The organism is Nocardioides cremeus, assembly GCF_030518195.1.
GTDB classification, from domain to species: Bacteria; Actinomycetota; Actinomycetes; order Propionibacteriales; family Nocardioidaceae; genus Nocardioides; species Nocardioides cremeus.
The window spans coordinates 46006-65412 of sequence record NZ_JAULSC010000023.1 but is presented as its reverse complement, the minus strand read 5'-3'; the positions used below and the strand labels follow the sequence as shown (position 1 = coordinate 65412).

Genomic DNA, 19407 nt, shown 5'->3' with positions numbered 1-19407 from the left:
GCAGCCACAGCAGCGCCAGGCCGCGTCCGTCGGCGAGCAGGAGCGCCGCACCGAGCCCCACGACGGCGGGCGCGAGGTAGCCGGCGGCCAGCATCGCGACCATGCCGGGACCGCGCGGCCGTCCGCGCGAGAGGGTGACCCCGGAGGTGTCGGAGTGCAGCCGGATGCCCTGCAGCCGGCGCCCCACGAGCACCGCGACGACGGCGTGGCCCGCCTCGTGGACCACGGTGACCCCCAGCCGCACCAGCGGCCAGGTCGTGGGCCACCAGACCAGCGCGAGCGCCACGGCGCCCGAGAGCAGCACCAGCGAGGCGTCGGGCAGCGGCTGGCGCGAGGTCACCTCGTCCCAGAGGCGCTCGGCCACCTCGCCGGGGCTCACCGCCACCGCTCGGGCTCGGCGAGCAGCTCGTTCATCGACCCGGAGCGGAAGCCCCGGCGCGAGAGCTCGGCCGTCGCGAAGCCCGTACGACGCACCGCGGCGCACACCTCGTCGACCAGCGCCCGGCCCTGGGCGAGCGGTCCGCCGAGCAGCGCGGCGTCGACCTCGACGCTGGCGCGGGCGGCGTCGCGTGCCCCGCCCAGGTCGCGCACCCGCAGGTCGCGCACCGCCACACCGGCGTCCGCGAGCACCTCGCGCACCGCGCTCTCGGCGCGCTCGACGCGGGCCAGCCGGTGGGGGGTGACCTCGATGCCGTAGGCGACCCGGGAGGACAGGCAGGCCGCGGCCGGCTTGTCCCAGGTCGGCAGGCCCCAGCGCCGGGAGACCTCGCGCACCTGGGCCTTGGTCAGGCCCGCGTCGGCGAGCGGGGTCAGTGCCCCGCGCTCGGCGGCGGCGCGGATGCCGGGCCGGAAGCCGGCCACCACGTCGTCGGCGTTGGTGCCGGTGGCCACGTGCGCCAGCCCGTGCTCGGCCGCCAGCGGCACCAGCGTGTCGAGGAGCTCGGCCTTGCAGAAGAAGCAGCGGTCGCCCTGGTTGGCGCGGTAGCCGGGGCGCTCCATCTCGTGGGTGAGTGGGGTCAGCACCCGCACCCCCAGCGAGCGGGCGAGCTCGCGGGCGGGGTCGCGCTCGGCCTGCGGCAGCGAGTGGGAGTAGCCGGTGGCGGCCGCGACGCGGTCGGCGCCGAGCACCCGCACGGCGGCGGCGAGCAGCAGCGCGGAGTCGGCGCCCCCGCTGTAGGCCACGAGCAGCGACCCGCGGGCGCGCAGGTCGGCCTCGAGGGCTGCGGTGCGCTGCTCGAGCAGGTGCTCGTCGAGCCAGGGCGCGAACTGGGCCAGGTCGTCGAGCACGACGTGGGTGCCGGCGGCCAGGAGCTCCTCGCGGGTGGCCCCGCCGCTGAGCACCGACACGCTCGTCGCCCCGGCGGCCAGGGCGCCCTCGACGTCGTGCACGTGGTCGCCGACGTAGACCGAGACGCCCTCGCGGCGCAGCACCTCGGCCTTGCCGACGCCCCACACCCGGCCCTCCACGAGGTCGACGTCGAGCGCCAGGTGGTCCACGTGCAGGCGGGCGTTGGGGGTGTGCTTGCCGGTGACCACCACGACGCGACCGGCATGGGCACGCACGGCCGCCAGCGCCTGCGCGGCACCGGGCAGGGCGAGCGCGCCGGTGACGGCCAGCTCGGGGTAGAGCTCGCGGAACCGGTCGACCGCGGGGCCGACGGCGTCGCGGGCCAGGTGCGGCTCGAGCATCAGGTCGAGCGGCGGGCCGAGCCGTCGGGTCATCTCCTCGACGGGCAGCGTGACGTCCAGCTCGGCGGCGAGCGCCACCAGCACCGCGGCGATGCCGGGACGCGAGTCGATCAGCGTCATGTCCAGGTCGAAGCCCACCGCCAGGCCGGGGGCCGACGGGGCCGTGGGAGGGCTCGGGACGGGCACGGCCCCGAGGGTAGACGACGCGACTGGTGGCCTCGTCGTCCACAACCCTGGCGTTCGGCTGTCGTCGGACCGCCTCGTCGGTCACAATGGGTGGCTCGGCCCTGATGCCGGTCACCGGACCGGCCGCCGCCTCGAGCCCACACCCACCGCCCGACCCCTGGAGCACCCGTGTCCGAGCCCCGCACCCGCCCCGCGCACCCCGGCGTACGCCGCGTGCTCGCGGTCGGCTGCGCGCTGGCGGCCGGCGCGGCGGGGCTCCTCGGGGTGGCCTCGCCCGGCCTGGCCGTGCCGGGCGCCGACGGTCCCGGGGGTCCCGGGGGTCGTGGCGCCGAGCTCTACCTGGTGACGCTGGAGGGCCCGGGCACCGCCGGCACGCCCTCGCAGGTCGACCGGGAGCTGCAGCAGCTGCGGATGCGGACCCGCCAGGAGCGGGTGCTGGAGTCGGTGGAGGCGCCCGAGCCGGTCTACCGCTGGACCACCGCCCTCAACGGGGTCGCGGTCGAGCTGACCCCCGACCAGGCCACCCGACTGGGGGCGACGCCGGGCGTGGCCATGGTCGAGACCAACAGCGTGCGACCGCTGGCCGCGGCCGACGACGCCGAGGCGAGCGCGGCGGGTCTCAGCCCCTCTGCACGCACCCGCGGCGGGCAGGGCGTGGTCATCGGTCTCGTCGACACCGGCCTCGACCCCGACGGCCCGGTCTTCTCCTCGGTGCCCGGCCTCGGGCCGGCCCCCGTCGGCTTCGGCGGCGTCTGCGCCGACGCCGACGACTGGGGCCCGGCCACCTGCAACGGCAAGGTCGTGGCCGGCGACTGGTTCGTCGAGGGCTTCGGCGCCGACGCGGTGCGCGCCGCCTCGTCCATGTCCCCGCGCGACGACGCCGGCCACGGCACCGCCATGGCCTCGATCGCGGCCGGCAACGCCGAGGTGGCCGTGCGCGTGGGCGACGAGGACCTGGGCCGCTACGCCGGGGTCGCCCCGCAGGCACGCATCGCCGTCTACAAGGCGTGCTGGAGCGCCCCCGACCCGGCCGACGACGGCTGCGCCACCGCCGACCTGGTCGCCGCGATCGACCGGGCCACCAGCGACGGCGTCGACATCCTCAACCTCTCCGTCGGCGGGCCGCCCCGACTCGACACGGTCGAGACCGCGCTGCTCGGCGCCGCCGAGGCCGGCACGGTCGTGGTGGCCGCGGCCGGCGAGCGCTCCGACGGCACCGCCGCCCACCCCTCACCGTGGGTCACCACGGTGGGCGCCAGCACCGGCACCGCCCGCGAGGGCCGCGTGCGCCTGGGCACCGACGGCCCCCGCGTCGACGGCGCGATGCTCGCCGGCCAGGCCGTCGGGCCGGCCCGCCTGGTGCGGGGCGCCGACGCGGCAGCCTCCGGCGCCACCCGCCAGCAGGCCTCGCTGTGCACGCCCGGCAGCCTCGACGCCGCCGTGGTCGGCGACCGCATCGTGCTCTGCGAGCGCGGCGGCGTGGGCCGCACCGACAAGTCCGCGGCCGTCCAGCGCGCCGACGGCGTCGGCATGATCCTGCTCAACAGCGGCCCCGACTCCGTCGACGCCGACTTCCACAGCGTCGCGACCGTGCACCTGGGCGCCACCGACGCGGGCGTCGTACGCCGCTGGGCGCGCGAGCACCCGGGCGCGAAGGCGCGGCTGGTGCCGCAGGGTGCCCGCTCGCGCGACCTGCAGGTGCTGGGCTTCTCGGCCACCGGCGACCCCGCCGGCCCGGTGCTCAAGCCCGACCTGGTCGCCCCCGGCTCGGGGCTGGTGGGCGCCGCGCCCGCCGGCGCGGTCGGGCGTCGCTGGGACACCCAGACCGGCACCTCGGCGGCCACCGCCTGGACCAGCGGCACCGCCGCCCGGCTCCTCGCGCGTCGCGGCTGGAGCGCCACCTGGGTGCGCTCGGCGCTGGTCGGCACCGCCGACGCCGTGCCCGGCGCCTCGGCCCTGGCCGCCGGGTCGGGCCGGGTGCGGGGCGTGCGCGCCCTGCGACCGGGACTGGTCCACGACCAGGCGCCGGGCGCCTACCGCGACTGGCTCGAGGGCGCCCTGAGCGCCGACGAGCCGCTCAACCTGCCCTCGGTGCTGCTGAGCGGCGGGCGCTCGACGACCACGCGCACCGTCACCAACACCGGCAGCAAGGCGCGCTACTTCTCCTCCTCGACCTCCGGCTTCGAGGCGCACGACGTCTCCGTCACGCCGGCGGCGCTGCGCCTGGGCCCGGGCGAGTCGGCGACCTACACGGTGCAGGTCGCGGGCGGCACCCGCACCAGTGACGACGGTGTCGTGCTGTGGCGCGGGGGCAACGGCACCCGCACCCGGGTGCCGGTGCAGCTCACCCGCTGACGCGCTGGTCGCCCTCGACGACGCGTGCCTCGGCCATCTCGACCAACGACCGCAGCGCCTGCGGTGCCTGGGCCACGACCATCGGCCCGACGTCGTCGGCGCCGGGGCCGGTGACCGTGGTCTCCACGGTGATCGTCGCGCCCGAACCGGCTGCCTCGACGCGGTGGTCGATGCGGACCTGCAGCTCGCCGAGGACCAGCTCGTCGCAGTAGCGGGCGTCGGGGCTGACCGCGACGAGCGTGAACGGCGCGCGCACCCCGCCGGCCAGGCTCATGGTGCCGGTGGTGCCGAGGCGGAACGGCCCGTCGAGCACCACCCGCTCGACCGCGGGGTCCCACAGCGGCCAGGTCGAGGTGTCGGACCACAGCGCCCAGACGTGCCCCGGCGAGGCGGAGGTCGAGGCGGTCTCGGTGTGCGCGAAGGCCATGACGGTGGAACTTAGGCCAGATTTTGCAATCCCGCCAGGTACTCGTGGGCGACCTGGTCGTCCCAGCCGTGCGCCTCGCCCAGCCCGCGCGCCATGGTGGCCAGGTACGCCGCCGAGGGCCGGGAGCGCTCGGCGGTGGCCGCCCCGTGGGGCGCGGTGAAGGTCAACATCGGTGCCCCGTCGTGCCGCCCGACGTCGACGACGGTCTCGTAGCCCCCTGGCCCGACCTCGTGGCGGCCCTCGGCCAGCGGGGCCAGCACGAGCTGCTCGAGCGGGTCGTCCGTGCGCGGGTCGCGGTGCATCTCCTGCGCGGCGATGTCGGCGAACTGGCCCGCGCTGACCAGGTAGCCACGGGCCGCGGTGCGCCCCGGGGTCGCGTGGTCGTAGAACGCGACCCCGCCGCCCCACTGCGCGGAGCGCCCCGCGAAGTAGGTGGTGCCGGGCAGCTCGACCGGGATGCTGCGGGCCGGCAGGGTGCGGTCGCGGGCGCCCGGGTGGGCGCGGGTCCCGCCGGGCGGACAGCCGCCCGCGACATAGCAGGAGAGGCGGTCGAGGCTGAGGTTGGAGCCGTAGGCGACGTACCAGACATGGGTCATCAGGCACTCCAGCCTAACGAGGCCGCGGTGCTCAGCGGGCGCGGCCCACCCGCAGGGCGCGGTCGCCCAGGCGCACGACGTCGCCGTCGAGGAGGGTCACCGGGCGGCCGGCGGCCAGCTCGCGGGCGACCCCGGCGCGCACCACCACGGACCCGTTGGTGGAGCCGCGGTCCATCACCACGAGCGCGCCGTCGGGCGCGACCTCGAGCTGGGCGTGGGTCTTGGAGACCGACATGTCCTGCGAGCGCAGCGGCACGAGGTGGCGCGCCCGGTCACCGGCCCGCGCCACCGGTGCCCGGCCGAGCAGGGCCAGGCCCTCGATGCTGATCCGCTCCCCGGAGTCGAGCTCGACGACCCAGCCGGTCGCGGCCGGCGACGAGGAGGCGGGCGGGGCGTCGGTGGGCACGGCCCGCCGGCGTGCTCCCGGCGGACGGGCCGTGGGCGGTGGCCCGCCGGGCGCGGCGGCGGGCGCGGCGGACGGCGGGGCGGACGGCGGCGGGGTGGTCGCGGGTCGCGAAGGCGGCGGCACCAGGCGCATCGCGGTGAGGTTGACGATACCGCGGGGCCGGACCTCGTCGGCCTCGACGTGCTCCGGGGCCGGACGCAGGTCGACGACGAGCGTGCCGGCGAGGTGGTCGTGCCAGCCACGGCGGCGCCGTGCGCGGTCGACCGCGCTGGTCCAGGCGAGCATCGCGGCCCCCAGCAGCAGCGTCGGCGGCCCGGAGAGGCCGACCACGAGGCCGCGCAGCAGGGCCGGCCCGACCCCGACCGGGTCGCCGGTGCGCTCGGAGACCGCACGCAGGCCCAGCAGCGCCTTGCCCGGGCTCATCCCGCGCAGGCCGAGCAGCACCGCCAGGCCCACCTGGACGACCAGGACCCAGCCCAGCACGACGAGCAGCACCGCCACCGGGCCGTCGAGCAGCCACCCGGCCAGCCCCGCGACGGCGGCGTACGACGCCCAGGCGAGGCCGCGGTCGACGACGTGGGCGTAGTAGCGGCGCTCGAGGTCGGCGGGAGGCAGGTCAGCGACCAGCGGGGGCGCGGACGGGACGGGTGGCGCGACGGGGGCGACCACGGCGCTCAGCCCCTCGCGACCTGGATGCTGACCCCGTCGCCGAGGTCGAGGAGGGCCCCGGGGACCAGCTGCACCGCGATGCCCGGCTGCAGCGGCTCCGGCGGCAGGCCGGGCTGCACCAGCACGGTGCCGTTGGTCGAGCCGAGGTCGGTCGCCACCGCGCTGCCGTGGTCGGCCCCCGAGCCCGGGCGCACCTCGAGGTGGGTGGAGGAGATCTCCTGCTGCGGGCTGGGGACGGTGAGGAGGCGGGGCTGCTCGGTGGAGGTGAAGCGGCGTGCCTCGGGCGCCCGTCCGACCAGGACGACCCGGTCGACCTCCACCTCCTCCCCGTGCGAGACGACCAGCCGCGCCACCGGCGTGGGCGTGACGCCGGGTGCCTGCGGCTGGCCGGGGATGCCCAGCGGATGGCGCCGGAACTCCTGCCCCCAGTCCCCGCCCCGGGTCATCCCGTCGTGGTCGTCGGGCTCGGGTGCGGGCTCGGCGCGGCGCCCGGGTGCGGACGCCGCGGGCACGCCGTGCAGCACGCACGCGGCCCGCACCAGCCCCGCCGAGACCCGCAGTCCCGCCTCCCCGGCAACAGCGGCGTGGGAGCCCCGCGGGCTCACCCCACCGCCCAGCTCGAGGCGCCACGAGGTGACGTCGCGCGCCCGCAGCTCGTGCCAGGTCGTCACGTCGGCGCCGGAGGCGCTGTCGTCCCCCGTCCACCGCGCGTCGCCCCGCAGCAGCACCCGGGTGGTGGCGTCGTCGTGCTCGCTGACCAGGGCCAGGCCGGGCAGGCTGCTGAGGCCGCCCACCAGCACCGCGTCGAGCACCTCGTCGGCGTCGGCGCCCGCGTCGACCAGCGACCACGCCCGCGCCGCCCGCTCCTGCTCGGAGCCCGGCACGGCCACGACCACGCGCGCGCCCAGGACGACGTACCAGTCGCCGGGCAGGTAGCCGCGCGGCGGGACCACCGCACGCCCGGCGGAGGTCACGCCGGCTCTCCCGGCTCCCGCTCCGTGCCCGGTCGCCGGCGCCCGGGGTCGTCGGGGCGCTCGGACGCCGGGCCGACCACGTCGACCACGACGACGGTCGCGTTGTCGTGCCCGCCAGCGGCCAGTGCCGCGGCCAGCACGGCGTCGGCGGCCTCGCGCGGGTCGGCGGTGGCGGCGAGGATGCCGGCCAGCTCGTCGTCCTCGATCATCCCGCTCACCCCGTCGCTGCACAGCACCAGCCGCTCGGCGTCGGGCAGCGGCAGCAGGAAGTAGTCGGCCTCGGAGCTGCCGGTGGTGCCGAGCGCGCGGGTGATCACGTGGCGCTCGGGGTGTCGGGCGGCGGCGTCGGGAGTGATGGCGCCGGCGTCGACGAGCTCCTGGACCACCGAGTGGTCGGTGCTGACCTGCTCGAGGCGGCCGCCGTCGAAGCGGTAGGCACGCGAGTCTCCGAGGTTGGCCAGCAGCCAGCGGGGCTCGTCGTCGTCCTCGACGAGCATCGCCACGACGGCGGTGGTGCCGGCCGAGAAGCCGGGCTGCCCGTCGGCGCGCTGCCCGGCGCCGTACTCCTCGATGCGGCGCCGGCAGGTCTCGAGCGTCGCGGCCACGGCCTCCGCGCCGCGCCGGGGGTCGTAGCCCTCCTCGGCGAGCCGGGCGAGCTCCTCGACGACGATCGCGCTGGCGACGTCGCCGCCGTCGTGGCCGCCCATGCCGTCGGCGACGGCGAAGACCGGCGGGGCCGCCAGGAAGGCGTCCTCGTTGACCTCACGCACGCGCCCGACGTCGGTCGCGGCGCCGTGCCGCAGCTCGACGCGCATCAGTCGACCACGGCGTCGTGTGCCGTCCCCTGGCCCGGTGCCGCTAGCGTGGGAGGGATGTCTGCCGAGGGGTTCCGCACGCTCGCCGACCAGCTGCGCGGCTGGCCGGACGCCCGGCTGTCCCGGTTGCTGCTGGCCCGTCCCGATCTCGCCACTCCGGCTCCTCACGACTCCGGCCAGCTGGCGTCTCGTGCCGCCACCCGGTCCTCGCTGCTGCGTGCGCTCGACCAGCTGACCCGGCTCGAGCTCTGCGTGCTTGATGCCCTCGTCGTCGCGGGTCAAACCACTCGGGCCGAACTCGTCTCGATCGTGCACGCCGACCCCGCCGCCACCACCGCGGCGCTCGAGCACCTCACCGACCTCGCGCTCGTGTGGGACTCCCCCACCGGGCCCCGGGCACTGAGCGGCGTCGCCGAGGGCCTGGCCGGCGGGCCGGGTGCCGGGGTCAGCGGGCTGCGCACCCGCTCGCCCGAGCCGATGGCGCCCGAGGTGGTGGCCCGGCGCCTCGACGAGCTCTCGGCGCCGGCGCGCACCCTGCTCGAGCACGTCCTCGACCACGGCGGCGAGGCCACCACCGGCACCTCGCGCCACACCGTCTCGCCCGCCGAGGCCGCCACCCCCGCCGAGGAGCTGCTCGCCCGGCGGCTGCTGGTGCCCCGCGGCGGCGGGTCGGTGGTGCTGCCCGGCGAGGTCGGGCTGGTGCTGCGCGGCGGCCGCACCACCACCGACCGCGTCGACGACGTGCCCACCCTGCCCACGGTCGAGCGCTCCGCGGCGATGGTCGACAAGGTCGCCGCCGGCGCCGCCTTCGAGGCCGTACGCCGCGTGGAGCTGCTGCTCGACCACTGGGGCACCCACCCTCCCGCGGCGCTGCGCAGCGGCGGGCTGGCCGTGCGCGACCTGCGGGCCGCCTCGGTGCTGCTCCACGTCGACGAGGCCACGACGGCGCTGCTCATCGAGACCGCGTCGGCCGCCGGCCTGCTGGCCACCGGCCACGCCGCCGAGGGCGAGGCCGCCTGGCTGCCGACCGACGAGCTCGACCGGTGGAGCACCCGCTCGCCCGCCGAGCGCTGGTGGGTGCTGGCCCGCGCCTGGTGGGACAGCAACCGGCTGCCCGGGCTCGTGGGCACCCGCGACCCCGCCGGCAAGACGTGGAACGCCCTGGCCCCCGAGCTCTCCGGGGTGCACCAGGTCGAGACCCGCCAGCTCAGCCTGCGCGAGCTGGCCGCGCTGCCGCCCGGCGAGGTGCTGGCCTCCGGCACCGGTCTGCCCGCCCTGGTGGCCCGGGTCGCCTGGCTGCGCCCGCGCCGGCCCCGCACCCGCGCCGACCAGGTCGCGTGGGCCCTCAACGAGGCCGAGGCGCTCGGGGTCGGCGGGCTCGGCGGGCTGGCGTCGTACGCCCGCGCGCTGGTGGGCGGCGACGAGACCGCCGCGGGTGTCTCGGCGCTCGACGCGCTGGTGCCGGCGCCGGTCGACCACGTGCTGCTGCAGGCCGACCTGACCGCCGTCGCCCCGGGACCGCTGGAGTCGACGCTCGCCAAGCGGCTGCAGCTGCTGGCCGACGTCGAGTCGCGCGGCGGGGCGACGGTCTACCGGTTCAGCTCCTCGTCGGTGCGCCGGGCTCTCGACACCGGCTGGTCGGCCCTCGAGGTGCACGACTTCATCTCCTCGGTCTCGCGCACGCCGGTGCCCCAGCCGCTCACCTACCTCGTCGACGACACCGCCCGCACCTTCGGCTCGATCCGGGTCGGGCACGCCGAGGCCTTCCTGCGCGCCGACGACGAGGCCGCGCTCAGCGAGGTGCTGCACCACCCGCGGGCGTCCTCGCTGGGCCTGCGCCGCATCGCGCCCACCGTGCTGGTCTCCACCACCCCGCTCGACGTGCTGCTGCCGCGGCTGCGCGAGCTCGGCGCCGCCCCCGTCGTCGAGGGACCCGACGGCACCGTGCGCGTGGCCCGCCCCGACCAGCTGCGCGCCCGTACGCCGCGCGACCGCCGCCCCGAGGGGCTGCGGGCCGCGCGCGGCAGCGCCACCGTCTCGGCGGTGGTCACCGCGGTGCGCGCCGGCGACCGGGCCGCCTCGAGCCGCCCCACCGGGGCCGGCCAGGCGCTGAGCCCCTCCGGCTCGCTGGCGGCGCTGCGCGAGGCCGTCGAGACCGGCGCCAGCGTGCTGATCGGCTACGTCGACAACCACGGCACCCGCTCCGAGCGGGTCGTCGACCCCCGCAGCGTCGAGGGCGGCACCCTCACCGCCCACGACCACCGCGCCGACGACCTGCGCTCCTTCGCGGTGCACCGCATCACCTCGGTCGCCCCCGTCGCACCCTGAGCGCGCCCGGCCGGCACTCGACGAGGCGTGGCCGCGCCCGGGCCGCCCGTAGGCTTGCCCGGTGACAGACGGCCCCCTCATCGTCCAGTCGGACAAGACGCTCCTGCTCGAGATCGACCACGAGCGCGCGCAGGACTGCCGCAAGGCGATCGCGCCCTTCGCCGAGCTGGAGCGCTCCCCCGAGCACATCCACACCTACCGCCTGACCCCGCTGGGGCTGTGGAACGCGCGCGCCGCGGGCCACGACGCCGAGCAGGTCGTCGACACGCTCCTCGAGTTCAGCCGCTACGCCGTGCCGCACTCGCTGCTGGTCGACGTCGCCGAGACGATGGCCCGTTACGGGCGCCTGCGCCTCGAGAAGCACCCCACCCACGGGCTCACCCTGGCCACCACCGACCGGCCGGTGCTCGAGGAGGTGCTGCGCGCCAAGAAGGTGCAGGGCATGCTCGGCGAGCGCGTCGACCCCGACACCGTCGTGGTGCACGCCTCCGAGCGCGGCAACCTCAAGCAGGCGCTGCTCAAGATCGGCTGGCCGGCCGAGGACTACGCCGGCTACGTCGACGGCGAGGCGCACCCCATCGACCTCGACGAGAGCGACTGGACGCTGCGCGACTACCAGCGCGAGGCCGCCGAGTCGTTCTGGCACGGCGGCTCCGGGGTCGTGGTGCTGCCCTGCGGCGCCGGCAAGACCCTGGTCGGCGCCTCGGCCATGGCGCACGCCAAGGCCACCACCCTGATCCTCGTCACCAACACCGTCTCCGCGCGGCAGTGGAAGGACGAGCTGGTGCGCCGCACCTCGCTGACAGAGGACGAGATCGGCGAGTACAGCGGCGCGGTCAAGGAGGTGCGTCCGGTGACCATCGCGACGTACCAGGTGCTGACCATGAAGCGGAAGGGCGTCTACCCCCACCTCGAGCTGCTCGACGCCCGCGACTGGGGCCTGATCGTCTACGACGAGGTGCACCTGCTGCCCGCGCCCATCTTCCGGATGACCGCCGACCTGCAGGCCCGGCGCCGGATCGGGCTGACCGCCACCCTGGTGCGCGAGGACGGTCGCGAGGGCGACGTGTTCTCGCTGATCGGGCCCAAGCGCTACGACGCGCCCTGGAAGGACATCGAGTCGCAGGGCTGGATCGCCCCGGCCGACTGCGTCGAGGTGCGGGTCACGCTGCCTGACGACGAGCGCCTCGTCTACGCCACCTCCGAGCCGGAGGAGCGCTACCGCATCGCCTCCTGCACCCACCGCAAGACCGAGGTGGTGCGCGACCTGGTCGAGCGCCACGCCGACCAGCCGACCCTGGTCATCGGGCAGTACATCGAGCAGCTCGACGAGCTCGGCGCCGCCCTCGAGGCACCCGTCATCAAGGGCGAGACCAGCGTCAAGGAGCGCCAGCGGCTCTTCGAGGCCTTCCGCTCCGGCGAGGAGCGGCTGCTGGTGGTCTCGAAGGTCGCCAACTTCTCCATCGACCTGCCCGACGCCGAGGTGGCCATCCAGGTCTCCGGCTCGTTCGGCTCGCGCCAGGAGGAGGCCCAGCGGCTCGGGCGCCTGCTGCGCCCGGGCCACGACGGCAAGGTGGCCCGCTTCTACACCGTCGTCTCGCGCGACACCGTCGACGCCGAGTTCGCCCAGAACCGCCAGCGGTTCCTGGCCGAGCAGGGCTACGCCTACCGGATCGTCGACGCCGAGGACATCCCCGACCTGACGACCTGAGCCGCACCCGACGCTCGACCGGACGGCCGGTGGGCCCGCCGGCTGTCCACGCCAGCGCCGCGAGTCGGCGTACGCCGCCGGGGTCTCTAGGGTGGTGGCCGTGAAGGCGCTGCTGCTGGAGAACATCCACCCCCTGGCCGTCGAGATCCTCGAGGGTCGCGGCTTCGAGGTCGAGCTGCTCACGCACTCGATGAGCGAGGACGAGCTGGTCGCGGCCCTGCCGGGCGTCAGCCTGCTCGGCATCCGCTCCAACACCAACGTGACCGCCCGCGTGCTCGACGCCGCGCCCGACCTGCTCGCGGTGGGGTGCTTCTGCATCGGCACCAACCAGGTCGACCTGCCCGGCGCCGCCGAGCGCGGGGTCGCGGTCTTCAACGCACCGTTCTCCAACACCCGCAGCGTCGTCGAGCTCGTCATCGGCGAGATCATCGTGCTCGCGCGCCGGCTGGCCGAGAAGACCGAGAAGATGCACGCCGGCATCTGGGACAAGTCGGCGCAGGGCAGCCACGAGATCCGCGGGCGCACCCTGGGCATCGTCGGCTACGGCAACATCGGCACCCAGCTGTCGAACCTGGCCGAGGCGATGGGCCTGCGGGTCATCTTCTTCGACACCGCCGACCGGCTCGCCCACGGCAACGCGCAGCGGATGAAGACTCTCGACGAGCTCCTGGAACGCGCCGACGTGGTCTCGCTGCACGTCGACGGACGCCCCGGCAACGCCGGGCTCTTCGGCGCCGAGCAGTTCGCGAAGATGAAGCCTCGCTCGCTGTTCATCAACGCCGCGCGCGGGATGGTGGTCGACACCGAGTCGCTGCGCGAGCACATCCTCTCGGGCCACATCGCCGGCGCCGCCATGGACGTCTTCCCCATCGAGCCCAAGGCCCAGGGCGACCCGTTCGAGTCGCCGCTGCGCGGGCTCGACAACGTGATCCTCACCCCGCACGTGGGCGGCTCCACGCAGGAGGCGCAGGAGGAGATCGGCTACTTCGTGGCCAACAAGCTCGCCGGCTTCGCGCTCGAGGGCCGCACCGAGCTGTCGGTGGACCTGCCGACCGTGAGCGCCCCGGCGCTGCAGACAGGGCACCGGCTGGGCTACCTGCACGACAACGTGCCCGGGGTGCTGGCGGCGGTCAACCAGCTCATCGCCGAGGCCGGCGCCAACGTCGTGGGCCAGTACCTGGCCACCACCGGTGAGCTCGGCTACGTCGTCACCGACTCGACCGAGGCGATCCCCACCGAGGTCGTCGCCGCGCTGGCCGCCAACGAGCACTGCCGCTGGGTGCGCACCTGGGACGTCTGAGCGACCCGGCTCGGGGGTGAGGGGCCGGTCCGTAGGCTCGGAGCATGACCAGCAGCGACACCGCCCCGGCGCCGCGGCGGAGCCTGCGGGCGCCCCTGGCCGCGGTCGGCGCCCCGCTGGGCGAGGTGCGTGAGCGACTCGGTTCCGCACTCTTCGCCCGGGTCGCCGGCCCCGACGGACCGCGCCAGCGCGACCGCATCCACGGCCGGCCCGGGCCCCGATGGTTCGCGCCCGACAGCGCGATCGCGCAGGTGCACGGCGACGCCTCGATGTTCGTCGGCGGCATCCGGGCCCTGCTGATGCAGACCCTGCACCCCGCCGCGATGCGCGGGGTCGCCGAGCACAGCGACTACCGCACCGACATGTGGGGCCGCCTGGCCAGCACCAGCACCTACCTCGCAGTGACGACCTTCGGCCACGCCGACGACGCCCAGGCCGCGGTCGACGCGGTGCGCCGCATCCACGAGCGGATCACCGGCACCATGCCCGACGGCACGGCGTACGCCGCCTCCGACCCGCACCTGCTCGGCTGGGTGCACGCCGCCCAGGTCGACTCGTTCCTGCTAGCCCACCAGACCTACGGCGCCCACCCCCTCGACCAGGCCCGCCGCGACGAGTACGTCGCCCAGGCCGGCGAGGTCGCGCAGCGGCTCGGCGCCGTCGACCCGCCGCGCACCGAGGCCGAGCTGCGCGAGGTCCTGGCCGCCTACCGGCCCGAGCTGCGCGGCAGCCACGAGGCACGCGAGGCCGTGCGCTTCCTGCTGCTCAGGCCGCCGCTGCCCGCGGTGGCGCGGGCGCCGTACCTGGTGCTGGTCGCCGCCGCCGTCGGGCTGATGCCGCGCTGGACGCGCGGCCCGCTGCGGCTGCCCTGGCTGCCGGTCTCGGAGCGCACCGTGGTGCGGGCGCTCGGGTCGCTGGCGACCGGGACGATCCGGTGGGCGATGAGCGCCCAGGGGCCCGCGTCAACGACCGGCGTCACCGCCGGCACCGCTGGCGGCTGAGGCCAGGCCCGCCAGCCACCGCTCGACCTCGCGGTCGCTGGTCAGGCGCACCACGCGCAGCCCGGGACGGTCCCGACGGAGCCGGGGCACGAGGTCGTCGCGGTACTTGTGCCGGTGCGTCCACTGGTAGCGCACCACGTGCTCGGGATCGGTCAGGAGCGCCCGCAACGGCCCCTCGACGTTGCCGTTCCACAGCACCTCGCGGCGTACGCGGCGGCGCACCGTGCGGCGCACCAGGCGGGCCAGCACGACCGGGTAGGGCTGGTCGAGCCAGACCAGCAGGTCGGCGCGGGCCGCCAGCACGGGTCGGGCCGTGCCGTACTGCCACTCGGTGACCCAGGCCGGTGAGTCGGCAAGCGCGGCGACCTCGTCGAGGAACTCCGGGCGCGGCACCCAACCGGGTCCGTGGTGCAGCGCGTCGAGCTCGGTGTGCGGGAGGTCGAGGACGGTCGCGAGACGGCGCGCCAGCGTGGTCTTGCCGGCGCCGCTGAGCCCGGCCACCAGCACCCGCCGGGGTCGGCCGCCCGTCGCGGGGTGGCGGAGGGCGTCGGGGGCGGGCACCCGCGGAGGATACGCGGATCTTGAGCGAAGCCTTGCGAGATCTTGAGCCTGCCCCGAGGTGGGACTGCGACAGTGGTCGCACCCACCTCCCCCGACCCGAGGACACGTCATGGGGCACCACCTCCCGCGCCGCTCGCAGCGCGGCCTGCTCGCCGCGATCGTCGCCGTGGTGACCACCGGGCTGCTGCTGGCACCGGCCACCGCGGTGGCCGCCGAGCCGCACCCGACCCTGCAGCCCGGCCGGGCCGCGGCGGAGCAGGAGGCGCGCGACGCGGCCCGGGTCGCCCCGACCACCGCGGAACGCGCCACCAAGGTCCGCGGCAGCATCAAGGCCGCCGACAAGGGCGTGAAGTACCGCGTGCGGTGGTTCACCAAGGACTGGACCTACCTCGACGAGCGCAAGGTCACGGGCGGCATCTACTCGTTGAGCCTGCAGCCGGGCACCTACTACCTGCAGTTCGTCGACCTGCGCCCGGCCTACAACGTCAGGAAGTACGCCCCGACCGACATCAGGGTCAAGGTCGGCAGCAGGCCGGTGCAGAAGAACGTGCGGATGCAGCGCGGAGCCGCGATCACCGGCACCGTGCGCGCGGGCGGCAAGGTCGCTGGTGGTGCCGAGGTGGTCGCCGCCAACGCCTCCGAGCAGTCCTACCGGGTCAAGGCCGACAAGCGCGGCCGGTTCGCGCTCGGCGGACTTCCCGCCGGCAGCTACTCGCTGTTCACCTACGACCGCAGGAAGCAGTACGTCGGGCGCTCGACCTACCTGGCCAAGATGGCGTCGGGCCAGGTCCGCAACACCGCGATCACCCTCGGCACCCGGGCCGGCCGCCTCCTGGTCGACCTGGGCACGAAGGACGGGCGGGTCAGGCAGACCGTCTTCGTCACCGCGGTCAGCAAGGCGACCGGGCAGTTCTGGACCGTCAAGGCCCGCGGCGGCGAGGCGATCTTCTCGGGCCTCTTCCCCGGTGGGTACCGGATGGTGGCGCCGGGGGTGGACGGGTTCCTGCCGCAGAGCGGCGCCATCAAGGGCGCCCGGGTCCGCTCCGGCAAGGACGACCTGGCCAGCAGCTTCACCTGGACCGAGCGGGGCGCCACGATCCTGGGCTGGGTCGTGGACGAGGAGAACCCCGAGGAGCTCCTGGAGAACGTCGACGTGCTGGCCTACTCGGGGGCCGGGACGCTGCTGGGCCAGGACGTCACCGACAACCACGGGGAGTTCGAGATCACCGGCTCGATCGACACCCAGGACGGGGTCCGGGTCGTGATCGAGCCGCACGGCAACCAGCCGTACCTGCACAGCACGTACTACTGCAAGTTCGAGCGGCTCACCACGGAGGCCTTCTCGGTGACCGCGGGGCGCAGCACCGTGCTCGACCTGGCCCTCCCCCAGCAGCCGGCCTCCGAGCAGGACACGAAGGCCTGCGGCTCGTAGCGCTCAGGACACCGTCATGTCGGTGTCGGACCAGAAGGCCCGCATGCTCGTGATCCGGCCCTCGTCGTCGAAGCTCATCACGTCGAAGGGCGCGAGGGTGAAGGTGGCGCCGTCGGTGATGGTGCGGACCTCGAAGTGGAAGGCCGCCTCCCCACCGGCGATGCGGCACTCCACGAGCCGGGTCTCCTGCTTCAGCCCCTCGAGGGTGCCGTAGAACTCGGCGATCTCCTCGCGGGTGGTGCGCACCGCCGAGCCGACCGGGTCCTCGACGGTGGCGCCCTCGGCGAAGAGGGCCACGATCTCGGCGGCCGTGCCCTCGGCGACCAGGGACACGTAGGACTCCACGACCTCACGGATCCGTTCGTTGCTCGCTGCCACGTCCACTCCTCGTACGTCGTCGTCGGACCAGAACACGTTCCAGTTCTGGCGGTGTGCCGCGAGAGTAGCGTGCCGAGGGCCGGGCACGTTTGAATGGTCGTGACAGGTCCTGCCAGGACCACCACCCGCCGACCGAGGAACCGTCTGTCGCATGCTCCACGACCCCCGGCCCTGGTGGCCGCTGACCGACGCCGACGACCTGCGTGAGGAGCTGGTGGCGGCCTACGCCTCGCCCCAGCGCGGCTACCACGACGTGCAGCACCTGGTCGAGGTGCTGACCCGCCTCGACGAGATCGGTGAGCACGGCGCGGTCGTGCGGCACCTGCCCGTCGTGCTGGCCGCCTGGTTCCACGACGCGGTCTACGACGGCGAGCGCGATGCCGAGGAGCGTTCGGCGGCCTGGGCCGAGGACGCGCTCACCGGGCGGGTCGAGCCCGACCTGGTCGAGGAGGTCGTGCGCCTCGTGCGTCTCACCGAGACCCACACCCCCGACGACGACGACCCCTCCGGCTGCCTGCTCTCCGACGCCGACCTGGCGATCCTCGCCGCCCCGCGCGAGCGCTACGACGAGTACGTCGCCGCGGTGCGCCGGGAGTTCGCCCACCTCGACGACGCCACCTTCGCCCAGGGACGCGCCCAGGTGCTGGTGGGCCTGGCCGAGAAGCGGACGCTCTTCCACACCGCCTACGCGCGCGAGCACTGGGAGGCGCCCGCCCGGGCCAACCTCGAGGCCGAGCTCGCGCGTCTGGGTGTCGACGAGGTCCCGGGCCGCCAGGTCTCCTGAGGTCTCCTGGCGCAGGTCCGGGCCGGGTCAGCGCGCGATTCAGGCCGGGTCGCGCTTGCGGCGGCGCAGCCCCGCGGCGACGAGGCGGGCCACCAGCTCGCGGCTGCTGACCGGCGCGGCGCCGGCGGCGACCACCTCGGCGTACCACTCGGAGGGCACGTCGTAGTGGTCGCGGTCGAAGCCGCGCTCGGGGATGCCCAGCCTGCGGGCGAAGGCGTGCAGCTCGTCGTAGGAGGTGTCGCTGGCCACGTGCGACCACAGCCGACCGTGCCCGGCCGCGTTGGGCGGGTCGATGAGGATGCCCACGCACGCAGCCTACGAGCCGGCCGCACGGCCCGCGCGGGCGCGACTTGCCCCAGGGGGACAATGGGCACGTGGACGACACCCTGATCTTCGATGCCCGGGCCCGGGTGCTGGCCGACCTCCAGGCCCGCGGCCACGCCACCCCCGGCGCCGTCTCGGCCCTCGAGGACGCCGTCTCCTCGCGCACCTGGTGGGCCGAGCAGTGGCCCGAGGGGGTCGTCTACATCGCCGGCCTCGTGGCCCAGGACGTGCAGGACGCGCTGCTCGAGCAGGTGGGTCGCTGGCCGCTGTGCCTGGGCTGCGGTGACGCGCCGGAGCACGCCCTCTACATCCACCCCGACCTCGGGGGGCCCGACCCGACGTGGGTCTGCGAGGAGTCCGGGACGCCGGTCGCGTCGTTGGGGACCCTCAGCAGTCCTGGCCCAGCTGGACCCACAGCGTGAACCGGTCGGCGCGGTAGACCGTGCGCGAGACCTCGACGACCTTGTCGTCGCACAGGGCCCTGCGCGAGTGGCGCAGCACCACGCTGAACGGCTCGACCTCGAGCAGGCCGGCCTCCTCGGCGGTCGCCTTGTCGGCGGTGATGGAGTCCTCGGCCCAGGTCGGGCGCAGGCCGCGGGCGTCGAGGGAGTCGTAGAGGCTGGTCGGCATCCCCTGCTGCAGGAAGCCGGGCAGCAGCACCTCGTTGAGGTAGGCGTCCTCGAGGCACATCGGCACGCCGTCGGCGCGGCGCAGCCGGCGCCAGTGGATCACGGCGTCACCCTCGGTCAGCGAGAGCGCGCGGGCCACACCGGGGCCGGCCTGCTCGCGGCGGGCCAGCAGGGTCTGCGACTCCGCCAGCAGCCCGCGGCGGGTCATCTCCTCGGTGTAGCCGGTGATCTTGCTGGCGGTGCGCCGGGGGCGGGCCACGAAGGTGCCGCGCCCGGGGATCCGCTCCAGCAGCCCCTCCACGACCAGCGCGTCCATCGCCTGGCGCACGGTCATCCGCGCCACCCCGAAGCGCTGCACCAGCTCGCGCTCGGAGGGAGCCGGCGAACCGGGTGAGCTGCCGCCCACCAGGGTGCGCACGTACTCGCGCACCTGCACGTGCTTGAGCGCACGTCCCGGGGGAGCCATCACGTCGTCCACGTCTCGCAGACTAGACAGGCCGAGGCCCGCTCGTCCGGACTTTGGCGGCATTTGACCCCGACGACACGCCGCACACCTCGTCGTTGGTCGAGCAGCGACGAGCGCCAGCGAGGAGCGTCGCCGAGACCCGGTGAGTGACGCACCCGCCGCACGCCCCGGGCCCACGGGGTCCCGACGGACGCTCGAGCAACGGTGCGGCCCTGTCGTAGGTCGAGCAGCGACGAGCGCCAGCGAGGAGCGTCGCCGAGACCCGGTGAGTGACGCACCCGCCGTACGCCGAGTGGTTGCGGGGTCTCGGCGTCGCTCGAGCCTCCGGCCCTCGCTGCTCGACCAACGGTGCGGCCCTGTCGTAGGTCGAGCAGCG

At 75.6% G+C, this 19407-nt stretch carries 19 protein-coding genes; 8 read left to right on the top strand and 11 right to left on the bottom strand.

Translation table 11 applies throughout. The features are described 5' to 3' along the window. A partial coding sequence (locus QWJ41_RS18090) for a M50 family metallopeptidase (protein ID WP_302709857.1) occupies positions 1-379 on the bottom strand: 379 nt, incomplete at its 3' end. Then, entirely contained in the window at positions 376-1875 is a 1500-nt protein-coding gene (gene larE / locus QWJ41_RS18085; RefSeq protein WP_302709856.1) for an ATP-dependent sacrificial sulfur transferase LarE, read from the bottom strand. The genes larE and QWJ41_RS18090, both read right to left, overlap by 4 nt. 168 nt (positions 1876-2043) lie before the next feature. Between larE and QWJ41_RS18080 the strand changes: the two genes are divergently transcribed. Beyond that, positions 2044-4230, top strand: a complete 2187-nt coding sequence (locus QWJ41_RS18080) for a S8 family serine peptidase (protein ID WP_302709854.1) — start codon at positions 2044-2046, stop codon at positions 4228-4230. On the opposite strand, the gene QWJ41_RS18075 is transcribed toward QWJ41_RS18080, so the two are convergent. Genes QWJ41_RS18075 through QWJ41_RS18055 form a run of 5 tightly spaced genes read right to left on the bottom strand, consistent with a single transcriptional unit; the run spans position 4220 to position 8117 of the window. Beyond that, entirely contained in the window at positions 4220-4657 is a 438-nt protein-coding gene (locus QWJ41_RS18075; RefSeq protein ID WP_302709853.1) for an SRPBCC family protein, read from the bottom strand. The genes QWJ41_RS18080 and QWJ41_RS18075 overlap by 11 nt on opposite strands. Positions 4658-4668: 11 nt before the next feature. Further along, positions 4669-5253 carry a histone deacetylase gene (locus tag QWJ41_RS18070; RefSeq protein WP_302709852.1) on the bottom strand — a complete coding sequence of 195 codons (585 nt, stop codon included), beginning with the start codon at positions 5251-5253 and terminating at the stop codon, positions 4669-4671. A gap of 31 nt (positions 5254-5284) precedes the next feature. Continuing rightward, a complete protein-coding gene (locus QWJ41_RS18065; protein WP_302709851.1) occupies positions 5285-6328 on the bottom strand; it encodes an RDD family protein in 1044 nt (347 codons plus the stop codon). Between the two features lie 5 nt (positions 6329-6333). Further along, positions 6334-7302, bottom strand: coding sequence for an FHA domain-containing protein (locus QWJ41_RS18060; RefSeq protein WP_302709850.1), 969 nt, complete (start codon positions 7300-7302; stop codon positions 6334-6336). Next, positions 7299-8117, bottom strand: a complete 819-nt coding sequence (locus tag QWJ41_RS18055; RefSeq protein WP_302709849.1) for a PP2C family protein-serine/threonine phosphatase — start codon at positions 8115-8117, stop codon at positions 7299-7301. The genes QWJ41_RS18060 and QWJ41_RS18055 overlap by 4 nt, the downstream gene beginning before the upstream one ends. A 57-nt stretch (positions 8118-8174) precedes the next feature. On the opposite strand from QWJ41_RS18055, the gene QWJ41_RS18050 reads away from it, so the two are divergent. The 4 genes from QWJ41_RS18050 to QWJ41_RS18035 all read left to right on the top strand — a co-directional run bounded on the left by QWJ41_RS18050 (position 8175) and on the right by QWJ41_RS18035 (position 14457). Then, complete coding sequence (locus tag QWJ41_RS18050; protein WP_302709848.1) at positions 8175-10445, top strand: helicase-associated domain-containing protein; 2271 nt, start codon at positions 8175-8177, stop codon at positions 10443-10445. A gap of 61 nt (positions 10446-10506) precedes the next feature. Then, positions 10507-12156: a DNA repair helicase XPB gene (locus tag QWJ41_RS18045; RefSeq protein ID WP_302709847.1), complete on the top strand. Its 1650-nt coding sequence runs from the start codon at positions 10507-10509 to the stop codon at positions 12154-12156. A 100-nt stretch (positions 12157-12256) separates the two neighbouring features. After that, positions 12257-13456, top strand: coding sequence for a phosphoglycerate dehydrogenase (gene serA / locus QWJ41_RS18040; RefSeq protein WP_302709846.1), 1200 nt, complete (start codon positions 12257-12259; stop codon positions 13454-13456). A gap of 44 nt (positions 13457-13500) precedes the next feature. Next, a complete protein-coding gene (locus tag QWJ41_RS18035) occupies positions 13501-14457 on the top strand; it encodes an oxygenase MpaB family protein (RefSeq protein ID WP_302709845.1) in 957 nt (318 codons plus the stop codon). Here the strand turns inward: QWJ41_RS18035 and QWJ41_RS18030 are convergent. Continuing rightward, positions 14419-15018, bottom strand: a complete 600-nt coding sequence (locus tag QWJ41_RS18030; RefSeq protein ID WP_302709844.1) for a P-loop NTPase family protein — start codon at positions 15016-15018, stop codon at positions 14419-14421. The two genes, QWJ41_RS18035 and QWJ41_RS18030, sit on opposite strands and share 39 nt — an antisense overlap. 109 nt (positions 15019-15127) lie before the next feature. Between QWJ41_RS18030 and QWJ41_RS18025 the strand changes: the two genes are divergently transcribed. Beyond that, positions 15128-16450: a carboxypeptidase-like regulatory domain-containing protein gene (locus QWJ41_RS18025; RefSeq protein ID WP_302709843.1), complete on the top strand. Its 1323-nt coding sequence runs from the start codon at positions 15128-15130 to the stop codon at positions 16448-16450. 3 nt (positions 16451-16453) lie between these two features. Here the strand turns inward: QWJ41_RS18025 and QWJ41_RS18020 are convergent, their stop codons facing one another. Further along, positions 16454-16828, bottom strand: a complete 375-nt coding sequence (locus QWJ41_RS18020) for a nuclear transport factor 2 family protein (RefSeq protein ID WP_302709842.1) — start codon at positions 16826-16828, stop codon at positions 16454-16456. Between the two features lie 151 nt (positions 16829-16979). On the opposite strand from QWJ41_RS18020, the gene QWJ41_RS18015 reads away from it, so the two are divergent. Further along, positions 16980-17612, top strand: coding sequence for an HD domain-containing protein (locus QWJ41_RS18015; RefSeq protein WP_302709841.1), 633 nt, complete (start codon positions 16980-16982; stop codon positions 17610-17612). 39 nt (positions 17613-17651) lie between these two features. Here QWJ41_RS18015 and QWJ41_RS18010 read toward each other — a convergent pair whose 3' ends face one another. Further along, a complete protein-coding gene (locus tag QWJ41_RS18010) occupies positions 17652-17918 on the bottom strand; it encodes a DUF4031 domain-containing protein (RefSeq protein ID WP_302709840.1) in 267 nt (88 codons plus the stop codon). Between the two features lie 68 nt (positions 17919-17986). Here QWJ41_RS18010 and QWJ41_RS18005 point away from each other — a divergent pair, with 68 nt between their 5' ends. After that, positions 17987-18358, top strand: coding sequence for a DUF8819 family protein (locus QWJ41_RS18005; RefSeq protein ID WP_302709839.1), 372 nt, complete (start codon positions 17987-17989; stop codon positions 18356-18358). Here the strand turns inward: QWJ41_RS18005 and QWJ41_RS18000 are convergent. Next, positions 18324-19043, bottom strand: coding sequence for a GntR family transcriptional regulator (locus QWJ41_RS18000; protein ID WP_302709838.1), 720 nt, complete (start codon positions 19041-19043; stop codon positions 18324-18326). The two genes, QWJ41_RS18005 and QWJ41_RS18000, sit on opposite strands and share 35 nt — an antisense overlap. Positions 19044-19407 lie beyond the last annotated feature (364 nt).

Coding starts and splice junctions, on each gene's coding strand:
- QWJ41_RS18075 (WP_302709853.1), bottom strand. CDS start 4,657: ATGGCCTTCGCGCACACCGAGACCGCCTCGACCTCCGCCTCGCCGGGG.
- QWJ41_RS18070 (WP_302709852.1), bottom strand. CDS start 5,253: ATGACCCATGTCTGGTACGTCGCCTACGGCTCCAACCTCAGCCTCGAC.
- QWJ41_RS18055 (WP_302709849.1), bottom strand. CDS start 8,117: ATGCGCGTCGAGCTGCGGCACGGCGCCGCGACCGACGTCGGGCGCGTG.
- QWJ41_RS18050 (WP_302709848.1), top strand. CDS start 8,175: ATGTCTGCCGAGGGGTTCCGCACGCTCGCCGACCAGCTGCGCGGCTGG.
- QWJ41_RS18035 (WP_302709845.1), top strand. CDS start 13,501: ATGACCAGCAGCGACACCGCCCCGGCGCCGCGGCGGAGCCTGCGGGCG.
- QWJ41_RS18025 (WP_302709843.1), top strand. CDS start 15,128: ATGGGGCACCACCTCCCGCGCCGCTCGCAGCGCGGCCTGCTCGCCGCG.
- QWJ41_RS18015 (WP_302709841.1), top strand. CDS start 16,980: ATGCTCCACGACCCCCGGCCCTGGTGGCCGCTGACCGACGCCGACGAC.